Annotated in this window: 3 protein-coding genes and 1 tRNA gene; all 4 read left to right on the forward strand. The window is 40.7% G+C overall.

What is annotated here, in order from left to right; translation table 11 throughout:
- The first annotated feature begins 19 nt into the window (after window positions 1–19).
- The 4 genes from LK994_RS06045 (at window position 20) to LK994_RS06060 (ending at window position 17,124) form a co-directional block, all read left to right on the forward strand.
- Window positions 20–610, forward strand: coding sequence for a MarC family protein (locus LK994_RS06045; RefSeq protein ID WP_229761998.1), 591 nt, complete (start codon window positions 20–22; stop codon window positions 608–610).
- Between the two features lie 67 nt (window positions 611–677).
- Window positions 678–749, forward strand: a tRNA-Arg gene (locus LK994_RS06050).
- Between the two features lie 399 nt (window positions 750–1,148).
- Complete coding sequence (locus LK994_RS06055) at window positions 1,149–16,166, forward strand: sugar-binding protein (protein WP_229761999.1); 15,018 nt, start codon at window positions 1,149–1,151, stop codon at window positions 16,164–16,166.
- A gap of 316 nt (window positions 16,167–16,482) precedes the next feature.
- Window positions 16,483–17,124, forward strand: coding sequence for a porin family protein (locus LK994_RS06060; RefSeq protein ID WP_229762000.1), 642 nt, complete (start codon window positions 16,483–16,485; stop codon window positions 17,122–17,124).
- The last annotated feature ends 124 nt before the right edge of the window (window positions 17,125–17,248 follow it).

Raw genomic sequence — 17,248 nt, forward strand, 5'->3', positions numbered from 1 at the left:
TGCATAAAATTTTTTCATTGTGAGTTTAAAGGAGATAGCTTTAAAAGAGATTCTTACTGTGTCATTTACACTTTTTGCTGTAATTGATGTGGTTGGTTCTGTGCCTATACTTGTTTCTTTACGTGAAAAGATGGGAGGTGTTATCAAATCTGCACAGGCTACGGTTGTTTCCGGTAGTTTAATGATCTTGTTCTTATTTGTAGGGCAGGAGTTTTTAAAAATATTGGGAGTAGATGTGAAATCGTTTGCTGTGGCCGGTAGTATTGTGATCTTTATTTTGGGGTTGGAGATGGTATTGGGTATCGAGTTCTTTAAACCTGATAGCAATGCTAAAACCGGCAGTGTGGTACCCATTGCATTTCCTTTAATTGCGGGAAGCGGAACATTGACCACAGTAATGAGTTTAAAAGCTAACTACGAAGATGTAAACATATTGATTGGCATCTTAATTAATTGTATAGTTATCTATTTGGTGTTGAAATCTTTAAGGTGGATTGAAAAGTTTCTGGGACCGAATGGTATGTCTGTAATAAGAAAATTTTTTGGTGTGATACTATTAGCCATCGCTGTGAAAATTTTTGGTAGTAATATTGTGAAGTTTGGGAAGTAATTGATATTTATGACTTAATGGGGCTTCTATATCCTTAATTCGTAGATCAAGATTCGTAAATATACATGGCCTCGTAGTACAATGGATAGTATAAGAGTTTCCGAAGCTCCAGATCCTAGTTCGATTCTAGGCGAGGCCACTTTCATTAAAATAAATTGTTGTTTCTTGTAATATACAGTTGTTTTGTAGGCTTTTAAAACAACTGCGTTTCTTTCTGGTTGCCACTTTTACCCTCCCCGGGGGATAGTATTTTTCCCTATAAACTATTATTTTAAACTATATCTTATTTTCCTTATCTTTAGTTACTGTTTGCCCTTATCTATACCCCTTGAACGATTCATTTATGTAAAACCAAAACTGCAGCAAGACCGCATTCAATACTCGACTATTTTCAATGACTTTACTTCTAACCAAATTAGTATGGAGATTGTTATCCCCTTTACATAAGTTTTGCTATGTAAGGAAGAAATGCGTTATAGTTTTTTGCTCAATTTTTCTCTCAACTAATCTCTTTGCACAATTTTGTGAGACATGGTCTTTGGCGTCATCAACTGCTCAAACTGCTAATAGTGGGGTTTCTACAACAGGGAATACAGAATTGATTGGCTCTGGAATGAATGCCCCTACTTATGCTACTAATTACCAGGTTTTTACACCGCCAAGTGGTACCTGGCCAGCAACAGTAAATACCGCAAATGGCATTTATTTAGAATTTCCCGTGACACCTAGTGCAGGAAATAATCTCACTATTACCAGTATAGCATTTACGGCTTATGTAAATAATAGCAGTGGCAATTTAGTTGCAAATGTATATGATGGGACAACTTCAATAGGTGCATCAGGTACTATCTCCGGAACAACCAATGGCTCTGCTACAAATGTAAATATACCGCTGTCAATAAATGTTGCTAATGGTGTTACCGAACCAATCAGGTTATACATAACCGGTGGCAATGGTAGAACGCTACATATCAAGAATGTTGTTATCTGCGGAACTTCATCCATCGCATCTTGTGCAAATGCAACAATGATAGCTAATACAACTGTCGCAGCAGGCAATATAGGTAATGGAACAAGCAATAATATCCTGACAAATTTTTCGATACTTGCTTCTGCTAATCTTACAGTAACAGGCTTCACTTTCCCTTTCACTAACAGTGGTTTGGTAGCAGCCGATATAACGAACTATAAACTTTATTACACAACTACCAATACTTTCAGCACTACCAATCTTTTAAGCACTGTTACCACGGGTCTTGCAACAAGTCCCATAAATTTCGGTTCATTCAGTCAGGCAATTACTTCAGGAAGTTCCGGTTATTTTTGGGTAATCGCAAATATCGCAGCTGGAGCAACCGCAGGGCATTCAATTACAGCAGCTGCGTTAACGCCAGCCAATCTGACTTTTTCGGGTACCCCTACTACTTGCGGTTCAGTAGCTGCACAAGGCACAAAAACAATTGCTATACTAAACCCGCCAACCGTAACAACTACAGCAGCAACCAGTATTACGAGTTCTACAGCAAGCACCGGTGGAAATGTTACAAGTGATGGAGGATCTGCTGTTATTGAAAAAGGGCTTATTTATAGTATAAATGCAATTACCGATACAAATAGCACTACCGGTGGAGGGAAGATAATTAATGGTGTTGCTGGCACAGGGTCATATACTACTTCACTGTCAGGCTTATTACCCAACACAACTTATCATATAAGATCATTTGCGGTAAATGCAATAGGAGTAAGTTATGGAACAGATTTAACTTTCACTACCCCGGCCGCTGCTGTAAGAAATTGTGGAGGTAGTGGTCCGCTAAACGGATCCGGAGCAAGGGAAGGGACTTTCTATTTATATGCATATGCAAAAGCAGGAGAAAAAATAGATTGGAATATTATAAGAACTGAAGATAATTCTGCAGGCATCTGGACAATAAATGTGTATACGCCAACAGGTTTATACAGCACCTGTACAGTTGGTACAACTATCGGTAACGCATGTTCGACGGCACAGATTACAGTAACAGCAGCAACCGAAGGTATATGGACAGTGCAGGCAATACCTGCAGGTACTAATGGTAATGATGTTGTTTGTCCGAGTTTGAATGTATATAATGCAGGAGGAACCGCTTTGCCGGGCAGAGTTTGGACTGAGAGTGTTCATGGGCATGATACAAGCACCGGTGTTGAACCTGATTTTACTTTATATTTTCTAACGCCAAGTGGATATCAATATGCTGCCACTTATTCCGGAATGAATGGCTTAAACTATGTAATTGTATCGGATTCATTGGGGGTTCGAACATCAGCAGGTTCATGCACTTCTGCGTATCAAAGTATTTCTTACAGCGGCCCCATTTCACCACTCAGTCCGGAATTTGCAAATTGTCCCGGGAAAGATAAAATATTTTTTTCTGCGTTTGCTGCAGATCTGCCTGCATCATCTGTTCGTTTTAATATAGCTGCAGGGAGTGGACAGGTAACAGAATCGCTGATATCTCCACCACCGGTGCCAACCCTTTCTACGCCTACCTTTACAAGAACCAGTACCTGCTCTTCCGCTGGCAATATAGTCTTTAATGTTACCAATTTTTCACAAAATGGGTATATATACATTGATGTAAATAATAATGGCATTTATACTGATGCTATAGATGTCGTTGATACCGTAGCTTTTATCAATGGAGTAAATACTGTTCCATTTAATGGTTTAGACGGGCTCGGTAATACCATTCCGGTATCCCAGGCAATGAATGTTAAAGTGAAGATTGCAAATATTGGAGAAACGCATTTTGTAATGGGTGATATTGAAATTTTTGGTGGACTGAGTGTGACCCGATTAAATGGGCCGGGGGCGCCAAGTAATACTTTGTATTGGAATGACACAAATTTACCTACCGCAAATAATTGTTCTGCTACACCGGTTGTTGACGGTACAAGTGGTGTGAATACTGCCGGAGTATATGTGCATGGCTGGACTCAATGTGGCTCCTGCTCTCCGCCAAGTGCTACATGTAGTAACACAAATAGAACCAACCCTTCCCAGGATGCCGGTTCATGGGGGAATCAACGTTTGATTGATAACTGGGCGTATGTTTCTGACAGTACACTCAATCATACAATTTTTGTTGCCCCTGTTATTGATACAACTTATACAACTGTTTGTAACACTGCTTTGCCTTATATCTGGAATGGACATTCATATAATAGTGCAGGATCGTATAGTACAACAATTACCAGTTCTCTTGGATGCGATTCTACAGTTGCATTGGTATTAACAGTAAATAATTGCGGAGTACTGTGCGATGGTTCAGTGATACCGAATACAACTACTCCAATTGTTATCAATGGCAGTATTGATGCAGCCTGGACAAAAGCTACTTATCTGCCTATTCAAAAAACAACAATAGGAACTATTTCTGCAGATTTTGTTGGTACATCATGGAAAACTTTATACGATGCAACGAATTTGTATATCCTGGTTAATGTGAAAGATCCTAATATCTACAATGATGGAGGAAACTGGTGGGATGACGATGGTGTAGAAATATTTATTGATGGATTAAATGAAAAAGGCACATCATACGATGCCAATGATTTTCAGATAGGAGTGGGGGCGAATGGGGTTAAAAATGCAGGAACAAATGGCGCTGCTAAAATAGGGGCGATAAGTGCAGGGGTAGTGGCAACGGCAGGTGTGGGTTATATAGTAGAAATAGCTATTCCATGGACAGCTATTGGTGGTTCTGCTACAAATGGCAGAACAATCGGGATTGATGTGCAGGTGGATGATGATGACAATGGTGGCGCAAGAGAAACACAGGTGTCGTGGAGTACGAATAACACACAGGCTTTCAATAATCCAAGTTTGTTTGGACAATTGCCTTTAACGATATGTACACCGGCTCCTCTTTCTATCATTTATGATAATACCAATCCATCCTGTTCTGGTTTTTCTAATGGATCGATAAGAGCTACAGGTACTGGAGGAACCTCTCCATATACTTATTCGCTAGCCGGCCCCGGAGGGCCTTATACATCCAATACAACAGGCTATTTTACCGGGCTTGCACAAGGGGATTATGTTATTACGGTTACCGATGCTGTTTTAAGTTCAGTGCCAAGCCAGACAATTACGCTGCAAACTTTTGTTAGCCCTCTTGTTGTATCTGATGATGCACATATTTGTAAAGGAGATTCTGTTCAACTTACTGCAAGCGGAGGAGCTAACGGTTATGTATGGACGCCATCTACAGGGCTTAGTAATGCTAGCATTGCAAATCCTAAAGCATCACCGGCATCAACTACCACGTATACAGTTACCTCACAAAACATAACAAATCTGATCGTTAACCCTGATTTTGAAGCAGGAAATGTTGGATTTACTTCTGAATATGGGTATTATACTTCGCAAACTACGGCAAGACAAACTTATTCTGTCAGAACAAATCCGAATGGGCATGATCAGTTTTTTACAACTTGCGGAGATCATACTACCGGTACGGGTAATATGATGGTAGTGGATGGATCGGATGCCGGGAATGGCGCTACATATAAATTCTGGGAACAAACTGTTCCTGTAAATACAGGATCCACATATACATTTAGTTATTGGATACAAACTGTTGCATCGTCAAATCCAGCCCAGGTGCTGACTAAAATAAACAATACAAGTCTGGGTGTTTATACGGCTCCGGCTTCTACAGCTTGTGGCGGATGGCAAAATGTAACGTATACATGGGTTGCAACCGGAACTTCAGCGAATATTGCTTTTTATGATAATAATACTAATGGAATAGGAAATGACTTTGCGATTGATGATATCTCCATTTCAACTCCTTGTATCATTACTGATACTGTAAGGGTTGCTGTCGATACGATTGCTCGTACTACTACAAGTATTGCTGTTTGTCCTGTTGATTTACCTTATGCATGGGGCAATTATTCGATCACTACAAATGGAACGTATTACGATACCCTTACAAGTTTTAAAACTGGTTGTGATTCTATTGTGACCATGTTGTTTACTGTTAAAGCGGCAACTTCAAGCATCACAAATATCAGCGTATGTCCTTCTGCGTTACCTTATACTTGGCATGGACTGACATTTACTGCGGCAGGGTCACAAACATTTCATTTGACAAACAGTGCAGGTTGCGATTCAGCAGCTACACTAAATTTAACAGTCAATCCAACTCCGGTAGTTTCTGTGCACGGAACAGCTCCTTCATGTCAAGGGGTGTGTGATGGTACAGCATATGCAGATGTTTTAGATGGTACTGCTCCTTATACATATTCCTGGAGTAATGGTGCTACCACCCGGGTAATAACCGGTTTATGTGAAAACACCTATAGGGTAGTAGTAACTGATTCTAATGGTTGTTCTTCTTCATCTGCGCCAGTCATTCCTACTGGTTGTTTTCAGATAAAGAGCATTCTCGTAGATGCCTGTTCGCCTGTAGAATATGAACAGGAAATGGTTTTCTTTCAGGTTGGACAAGCACCATTGGCCTATTCAACATTAACTGCAGAATGGCCTACACCGACCGATACATGGAGAGGATTCTGTACTGACCCCACTTTTATTACTAATGTAAATGCAACGATTACAGGAGGGGGGAAAATAATTGCGGCACCGGCAACACTACCTGCAGGAGCTGATGTTGTATTGATCACGAGTAATGTGACGACTACTTCTTTTAACAGTTTTGCTAATTTGAAGGATACGCTGTATGTATTGTTTCAGTGCTCGGGTAATGCATCAGGGCATTTTGCAAATAATACCGGATCGGCAGGCCCGAGGCAGTTGGTGATGAATTTTGGAGGAGGATGTACCGACACGGCTATATATCGTACTGACTCTCTGATAAATACAAATGGAGCGCATGGAGGCGCATCAACTATTAATGATGGGGCTTATGTGAATTTTACCACCAATGGTAAAGCGTCTTATTTTAATTATGGTTGTGTAATTCCTTACACTATTCAAACTGATTCAATAAAATTAGTAGCTCCTCTTCCCGTAACCCCTACATTTAATACAGTTGCCCCTGTTTGCCAGAATACAACTGCTCCAACATTGCCAACAAGTTCTACCAACTCGCCGGCAATAACCGGTACCTGGAATGCAGCTGTAAGTACATCTACACCAGGAACTACCACTTATACCTTTACCCCAACTGCAGGGCAATGTGCAATCTCGGCAACACTTGACGTTATGGTTAAACCAACATCTTCAAGCACTACAAATGTAACATCCTGCTCATCATACAGCTGGCATGGAACAACGTACACCGCTTCGGGTGTTCATACTTTTGATACATTAAACAGTGTTGGTTGTGATAGTTTAACGACCTTGAATCTTACGATCACTCAACCAACTACAAAAACGATCGACCAGACATCCTGCAGTTCTTTCACGTGGCATGGTGTTACTTACACTGCATCAGGTGTTCATACTTTTGATACACTGAACAGTGTTGGTTGTGATAGCTTAACAACTTTGAATCTTACTATCACCCAACCGACTACAAAAACGATCAACCAAACATCCTGCAGTTCTTTCACGTGGCATGGAACAACGTACACCGCTTCAGGTGTTCATACTTTTGATACACTGAACAGTGTTGGTTGTGATAGTTTAACGACTTTGAATCTTACTATCACTCAGCCGACGACAAAAACACTTAATGTAACATCCTGCTCATCCTACAGCTGGCATGGAACAACGTACACCGCTTCAGGTGTTCATACTTTTGATACACTGAACAGTGTTGGTTGTGATAGCTTAACAACTTTAAATCTTACTATCACCCAACCGACTACAAAAACACTTAATGTAACATCCTGCTCATCATACAGCTGGCATGGAACAACGTACACCGCTTCGGGTGTTCATACTTTTGATACACTGAACAGTGTTGGTTGTGATAGCTTAACAACTTTAAATCTTACTATCACCCAACCGACTACAAAAACACTTAATGTAACATCCTGCTCATCATACAGCTGGCATGGAACAACGTACACCGCTTCAGGTGTTCATACTTTTGATACACTGAACAGTGTTGGTTGTGATAGTTTAACGACCTTAAATCTTACTATCACCCAACCGACTACAAAAACACTTAATGTAACATCCTGCTCATCATACAGCTGGCATGGAACAACGTACACCGCTTCGGGTGTTCATACTTTTGATACACTGAACAGTGTTGGTTGTGATAGCTTAACAACTTTAAATCTTACTATCACCCAACCGACTACAAAAACACTTAATGTAACATCCTGCTCATCATACAGCTGGCATGGAACAACGTACACCGCATCGGGTGTTCATACATTTGATACACTGAACAGTGTTGGTTGCGATAGTCTAACGACTTTAAATCTGACGATCACTCAGCCGACTACAAAAACGATCAACCAAACATCCTGCAGTTCTTTCACGTGGCATGGTGTTACTTATACTGCATCGGGTGTACATACGTTTGATACATTAAACAGTGTTGGTTGTGATAGCTTAACGACCTTGAATCTGACGATCACCCAACCGACTACAAAAACGATCAACCAAACGTCTTGCAGTTCTTTCACGTGGCATGGGACAACGTACACCGCTTCCGGTGTTCATACATTTGATACATTAAACAGTGTAGGTTGTGATAGTTTAACGACTTTAAATCTGACGATCACCCAACCGACTACAAAAACACTTAATGTAACATCCTGCTCATCATACAGCTGGCATGGAACAACGTACACCGCATCGGGTGTTCATACATTTGATACACTGAACAGTGTTGGTTGCGATAGTCTAACGACTTTAAATCTGACGATCACTCAGCCGACTACAAAAACGATCAACCAAACATCCTGCAGTTCTTTCACGTGGCATGGTGTTACTTATACTGCATCGGGTGTTCATACTTTTGATACATTAAACAGTGTTGGTTGTGATAGCTTAACGACCTTGAATCTGACGATCACCCAACCGACTACAAAAACGATCAACCAAACGTCTTGCAGTTCTTTCACGTGGCATGGGACAACGTACACCGCTTCCGGTGTTCATACATTTGATACACTGAACAGTGTAGGTTGCGATAGTTTAACGACCTTAAATCTTACTATCACCCAACCGACTACAAAAACACTTAATGTAACATCCTGCTCATCATACAGCTGGCATGGAACAACGTACACCGCTTCGGGTGTTCATACTTTTGATACACTGAACAGTGTAGGTTGCGATAGCTTAACGACCTTAAATCTTACGATCACTCAGCCGACTACAAAAACGATCAACCAAACGTCTTGCAGTTCTTTCACGTGGCATGGGACAACGTACACCGCTTCGGGTGTTCATACTTTTGATACACTGAACAGTGTTGGTTGTGATAGCTTAACAACTTTGAATCTTACTATCACCCAACCGACTACAAAAACGATCAACCAAACATCCTGCAGTTCTTTCACGTGGCATGGAACAACGTACACCGCATCGGGTGTACATACGTTTGATACACTGAACAGTGTAGGTTGTGATAGCTTAACGACCTTGAATCTTACTATCACTCAGCCAACCACAAAAACACTTAATGTAACATCCTGCTCATCATACAGCTGGCATGGAACAACGTACACCGCTTCGGGTGTTCATACTTTTGATACACTGAACAGTGTTGGTTGTGATAGTTTAACGACTTTAAATCTGACGATCACCCAACCGACTACAAAAACACTTAATGTAACATCCTGCTCATCATACAGCTGGCATGGAACAACGTACACCGCATCGGGTGTTCATACATTTGATACACTGAACAGTGTTGGTTGCGATAGTCTAACGACTTTAAATCTGACGATCACTCAGCCGACTACAAAAACGATCAACCAAACATCCTGCAGTTCTTTCACGTGGCATGGTGTTACTTATACTGCATCGGGTGTTCATACTTTTGATACATTAAACAGTGTTGGTTGTGATAGCTTAACGACCTTGAATCTGACGATCACCCAACCGACTACAAAAACGATCAACCAAACGTCTTGCAGTTCTTTCACGTGGCATGGGACAACGTACACCGCTTCCGGTGTTCATACATTTGATACATTAAACAGTGTAGGTTGTGATAGTTTAACGACCTTAAATCTTACTATCACCCAACCGACTACAAAAACACTTAATGTAACATCCTGCTCATCATACAGCTGGCATGGAACAACGTACACCGCTTCGGGTGTTCATACTTTTGATACACTGAACAGTGTAGGTTGCGATAGCTTAACGACCTTAAATCTTACGATCACTCAGCCGACTACAAAAACGATCAACCAAACGTCTTGCAGTTCTTTCACGTGGCATGGGACAACGTACACCGCTTCGGGTGTTCATACTTTTGATACATTAAACAGTGTTGGTTGCGATAGCTTAACAACTTTGAATCTTACTATCACCCAACCGACTACAAAAACGATCAACCAAACATCCTGCAGTTCTTTCACGTGGCATGGAACAACGTACACCGCTTCGGGTGTTCATACTTTTGATACACTGAACAGTGTAGGTTGCGATAGTTTAACGACCTTAAATCTTACTATCACCCAACCGACTACAAAAACACTTAATGTAACATCCTGCTCATCCTACAGCTGGCATGGAACAACGTACACCGCTTCCGGTGTTCATACTTTTGATACACTGAACAGTGTAGGTTGCGATAGCTTAACGACCTTGAATCTGACGATCACTCAACCAACTACAAAAACGATCAACCAAACGTCCTGCAGTTCTTTCACGTGGCATGGTGTTACTTACACCGCTTCGGGTGTTCATACTTTTGATACATTAAACAGTGTTGGTTGTGATAGTTTAACGACCTTAAATCTGACGATCACTCAGCCAACTACAAAAACACTTAATGTAACATCCTGCTCATCCTACAGCTGGCATGGTGTGACGTACACCGCATCGGGTGTACATACGTTTGATACACTGAACAGTGTAGGTTGTGATAGCTTAACGACCTTGAATCTTACTATCACTCAGCCAACCACAAAAACACTTAATGTAACATCCTGCTCATCATACAGCTGGCATGGAACAACGTACACCGCTTCGGGTGTTCATACTTTTGATACACTGAACAGTGTTGGTTGTGATAGTTTAACGACTTTAAATCTGACGATCACCCAACCGACTACAAAAACACTTAATGTAACATCCTGCTCATCATACAGCTGGCATGGAACAACGTACACCGCATCGGGTGTTCATACATTTGATACACTGAACAGTGTTGGTTGCGATAGTCTAACGACTTTAAATCTGACGATCACTCAGCCGACTACAAAAACGATCAACCAAACATCCTGCAGTTCTTTCACGTGGCATGGTGTTACTTATACTGCATCGGGTGTTCATACTTTTGATACATTAAACAGTGTTGGTTGTGATAGCTTAACGACCTTGAATCTGACGATCACCCAACCGACTACAAAAACGATCAACCAAACGTCTTGCAGTTCTTTCACGTGGCATGGGACAACGTACACCGCTTCCGGTGTTCATACATTTGATACATTAAACAGTGTAGGTTGTGATAGTTTAACGACCTTAAATCTTACTATCACCCAACCGACTACAAAAACACTTAATGTAACATCCTGCTCATCATACAGCTGGCATGGAACAACGTACACCGCTTCGGGTGTTCATACTTTTGATACACTGAACAGTGTAGGTTGCGATAGCTTAACGACCTTAAATCTTACGATCACTCAGCCGACTACAAAAACGATCAACCAAACGTCTTGCAGTTCTTTCACGTGGCATGGGACAACGTACACCGCTTCGGGTGTTCATACTTTTGATACATTAAACAGTGTTGGTTGCGATAGCTTAACAACTTTGAATCTTACTATCACCCAACCGACTACAAAAACGATCAACCAAACATCCTGCAGTTCTTTCACGTGGCATGGAACAACGTACACCGCTTCGGGTGTTCATACTTTTGATACACTGAACAGTGTAGGTTGCGATAGTTTAACGACCTTAAATCTTACTATCACCCAACCGACTACAAAAACACTTAATGTAACATCCTGCTCATCCTACAGCTGGCATGGAACAACGTACACCGCTTCCGGTGTTCATACTTTTGATACACTGAACAGTGTAGGTTGCGATAGCTTAACGACCTTGAATCTGACGATCACTCAACCAACTACAAAAACGATCAACCAAACGTCCTGCAGTTCTTTCACGTGGCATGGTGTTACTTACACCGCTTCGGGTGTTCATACTTTTGATACATTAAACAGTGTTGGTTGTGATAGTTTAACGACCTTAAATCTGACGATCACTCAGCCAACTACAAAAACACTTAATGTAACATCCTGCTCATCCTACAGCTGGCATGGTGTGACGTACACCGCATCGGGTGTACATACGTTTGATACACTGAACAGTGTTGGTTGTGATAGCTTAACGACCTTGAATCTTACTATCACTCAGCCAACCACAAAAACACTTAATGTAACATCCTGCTCATCATACAGCTGGCATGGAACAACGTACACCGCTTCGGGTGTTCATACTTTTGATACACTGAACAGTGTTGGTTGTGATAGTTTAACGACTTTAAATCTGACGATCACCCAACCGACTACAAAAACACTTAATGTAACATCCTGCTCATCATACAGCTGGCATGGAACAACGTACACCGCATCGGGTGTTCATACATTTGATACACTGAACAGTGTTGGTTGCGATAGTCTAACGACTTTAAATCTGACGATCACTCAGCCGACTACAAAAACGATCAACCAAACATCCTGCAGTTCTTTCACGTGGCATGGTGTTACTTATACTGCATCGGGTGTTCATACTTTTGATACATTAAACAGTGTTGGTTGTGATAGCTTAACGACCTTGAATCTGACGATCACCCAACCGACTACAAAAACGATCAACCAAACGTCTTGCAGTTCTTTCACGTGGCATGGGACAACGTACACCGCTTCCGGTGTTCATACATTTGATACACTGAACAGTGTTGGTTGTGATAGTTTAACGACCTTAAATCTTACTATCACCCAACCGACTACAAAAACACTTAATGTAACATCCTGCTCATCATACAGCTGGCATGGAACAACGTACACCGCTTCGGGTGTTCATACTTTTGATACACTGAACAGTGTAGGTTGCGATAGCTTAACGACCTTAAATCTTACGATCACTCAGCCGACTACAAAAACGATCAACCAAACGTCTTGCAGTTCTTTCACGTGGCATGGGACAACGTACACCGCTTCGGGTGTTCATACTTTTGATACATTAAACAGTGTTGGTTGCGATAGTTTAACGACCTTGAATCTTACTATCACCCAACCGACTACAAAAACACTTAATGTAACATCCTGCTCATCATACAGCTGGCATGGGACAACGTACACCGCTTCGGGTGTTCATACTTTTGATACATTAAACAGTGTTGGTTGCGATAGTTTAACGACCTTGAATCTTACTATCACCCAACCGACTACAAAAACACTTAATGTAACATCCTGCTCATCATACAGCTGGCATGGAACAACGTACACCGCTTCAGGTGTTCATACTTTTGATACACTGAACAGTGTTGGTTGTGATAGCTTAACAACTTTGAATCTTACGATCACTCAGCCGACTACAAAAACGATCAACCAAACATCCTGCAGTTCTTTCACGTGGCATGGGACAACGTACACCGCTTCGGGTGTTCATACATTTGATACATTAAACAGTGTTGGTTGTGATAGCTTAACGACCTTGAATCTGACGATCACCCAACCGACGACAAAAACGATCAACCAAACGTCTTGCAGTTCTTTCACGTGGCATGGGACAACGTACACCGCTTCGGGTGTTCATACTTTTGATACACTGAACAGTGTTGGTTGTGATAGCTTAACAACTTTAAATCTTACTATCACCCAACCGACTACAAAAACACTTAATGTAACATCCTGCTCATCATACAGCTGGCATGGAACAACGTACACCGCTTCAGGTGTTCATACTTTTGATACACTGAACAGTGTTGGTTGTGATAGTTTAACGACCTTAAATCTTACTATCACCCAACCGACTACAAAAACACTTAATGTAACATCCTGCTCATCATACAGCTGGCATGGAACAACGTACACCGCTTCGGGTGTTCATACTTTTGATACACTGAACAGTGTAGGTTGCGATAGCTTAACGACCTTGAATCTGACGATCACTCAACCAACTACAAAAACGATCAACCAAACGTCCTGCAGTTCTTTCACGTGGCATGGTGTTACTTACACTGCATCAGGTGTTCATACTTTTGATACACTGAACAGTGTTGGTTGTGATAGCTTAACAACTTTGAATCTTACTATCACCCAACCGACTACAAAAACGATCAACCAAACATCCTGCAGTTCTTTCACGTGGCATGGAACAACGTACACCGCTTCGGGTGTTCATACTTTTGATACACTGAACAGTGTTGGTTGTGATAGTTTAACGACCTTAAATCTTACTATCACCCAACCGACTACAAAAACACTTAATGTAACATCCTGCTCATCATACAGCTGGCATGGAACAACGTACACCGCTTCGGGTGTTCATACTTTTGATACACTGAACAGTGTAGGTTGCGATAGTTTAACGACCTTAAATCTTACTATCACCCAACCGACTACAAAAACACTTAATGTAACATCCTGCTCATCATACAGCTGGCATGGAACAACGTACACCGCTTCGGGTGTTCATACTTTTGATACACTGAACAGTGTAGGTTGCGATAGCTTAACGACCTTGAATCTTACTATCACTCAACCAACTACAAAAACGATCAACCAAACGTCCTGCAGTTCTTTCACGTGGCATGGTGTTACTTACACCGCTTCGGGTGTTCATACTTTTGATACATTAAACAGTGTTGGTTGTGATAGTTTAACGACCTTAAATCTGACGATCACTCAGCCAACTACAAAAACACTTAATGTAACATCCTGCTCATCCTACAGCTGGCATGGTGTGACGTACACCGCATCGGGTGTACATACGTTTGATACACTGAACAGTGTAGGTTGTGATAGCTTAACGACCTTGAATCTTACTATCACTCAGCCAACCACAAAAACACTTAATGTAACATCCTGCTCATCATACAGCTGGCATGGAACAACGTACACCGCTTCAGGTGTTCATACTTTTGATACACTGAACAGTGTAGGTTGTGATAGCTTAACAACTTTAAATCTTACTATCACCCAACCGACTACAAAAACACTTAATGTAACATCCTGCTCATCATACAGCTGGCATGGAACAACGTACACCGCTTCGGGTGTTCATACTTTTGATACACTGAACAGTGTTGGTTGTGATAGTTTAACGACTTTAAATCTGACGATCACCCAACCGACTACAAAAACACTTAATGTAACATCCTGCTCATCATACAGCTGGCATGGAACAACGTACACCGCATCGGGTGTTCATACTTTTGATACACTGAACAGTGTTGGTTGCGATAGTCTAACGACTTTAAATCTGACGATCACTCAGCCGACTACAAAAACACTTAATGTAACATCCTGCTCATCATACAGCTGGCATGGAATCACCTATACTGTCTCTGGTATGTATACCTATAGAACATTGAACAGCGTTGGCTGTGATAGTGTTGTTACATTAAATCTAACGATCACCCAACCAACAATATCAACAAGTAATATCAGCATTTGTCCATCACAGTTACCTTATAGTTGGAATGGCCTGGTGTTTACTGCAGCTGGTAAGCAAACAGCGCATTTGATCAATGCAGCAGGTTGTGATTCTGCAGCCACATTAGTATTGAATGTTCAATCGATTTTGACTACTACAAACACGGTGAGTATTTGTCAATCGCAATTACCTTACAGTTGGAATGGGAATACCTATACCGCTGCTGGTACTTATACTGTTCAATTAACTAATGTTGCAGGTTGTGATTCAATTGCTAAATTAATACTTACAACAAGATCAATAGCACCGCCTAATTTAGGTAGTACAAGAGATCTGTGTCCGGATGAAACTGTTATTCTTAACCCCGGAAAATACGATCATTATCTATGGCAGGATAATTCGACTTCATCGACATACAAAGTAACTGCGCCTGGAATATATTCAGTAATTGTAAGCGACAATACAGGCTGTAGCAGTAATGCACAAGTTTCGATTAATTATTTGGAGGCTTGTGGAGATATATATTTCCCAACTGCCATCACTCCTAATGGTGATAATCTCAATGATGCTTTTGGTGCATTAGGAGATCTACCGAGTGTGACCGAATATTCATTATTTATTTATAATAGATATGGAGAATTGGTGTTTAGCACACATAACCCTTATGAACGTTGGAATGCAGTTTTTAAAGGGGCTCTTTTTGGAAACTTCAACTTTGTGTGGTATTCAAAATATACACTAAAAGGCGAAAGACATAGAGTGCAAAAAGGCAATCTCGTAGTGATAAAGTAGGCTATCTCAAAAAATCTTATTATAAAAACAACTTCCAGCCCTTTGTTGCAACTGTTATAATAGTCTTACTAACATATAAGACTATCTCAATTTGTTGTGTGGAAAATGCTCTACAATTTATTTTTTGAAAACGTTTGGATGTAGTTTATCTACTTAATGCGTAGTTGTTAATTTACTCAGTATCCTATTGGTTTTTAGCCTTTCTTGTTTTAATTATTATTATAATATTTTGTAGCTCTTTTTTTTGGTATAGTTTTTTAAGAGCATTCATTACTGTTAAGGAGGAAATCACTTCCGTAACTTAAAATCTGTAAACATGAAAAAAACAATTTTTGTTATTTGTACTATCGTCTGTTCGATGTATGTACATGCTCAGGAAACACAAACTGCAGCAGAGGCTAAACCTACAGCAAAATTCGGCATAAAAGGAGGGCTTAATTTAACCAATTTGTATGTAGATAATGTAAAAGATGAAAACATTAAGCCTGGAGTTAATGCAGGGTTCTATGCAAAAATTCCCGTAACAAAGAACTTTTCTGTACAACCTGAAATACTATACAGTATGAAGGGTGCTCAAATGAATTATAATAATCTTTTGGGAAGCGGTAAGTACAGGTTCAACCTGGATTACCTTGAAGTGCCGGTAGCTGCTGTAATTAACGTGGCTAAAAACTTCAATATTCATGCTGGTCCGTATGCGGCATTTTTGTTATCCGCAAAAGTGCAGGACGTAGATAAGAATGGCAATATCAATGGCGCTACCGAACTGAATAAAGATAATTTCGAATCTTTAGATTATGGTGTTTTCGGTGGTGTTGCTTTCGATGTAGGAAATGTGACAATCGGTGGCAGGTATACTTATGGCTTGAAGGAAATAGGCAAGGCAGGCCTGTCGGGCAATCTTACAGAAAATTCTAAGAACAGTGCAATATCTTTTTACTTGGGTTTTGGATTTTAGATTTGAGGTTAAATGAAAGCATCCCCATAAAAGGGGATGCTTTTTCAAATTTGGGAGGTCAAAAAATATCAGTAATATGTCCAATAACAGCAATGCCTCATTATTGGAGCTAATTAAAATCAAC

It is taken from the genome of Ferruginibacter lapsinanis, from assembly GCF_020783315.1.
In the GTDB taxonomy this organism is placed as follows: domain Bacteria; phylum Bacteroidota; class Bacteroidia; order Chitinophagales; family Chitinophagaceae; genus Ferruginibacter; species Ferruginibacter lapsinanis.

What these genes read in the sequence shown, in the direction of transcription:
- LK994_RS06060 (WP_229762000.1), top strand. Translation starts at nt 16,483, where the DNA reads ATGAAAAAAACAATTTTTGTTATTTGTACTATCGTCTGTTCGATGTAT.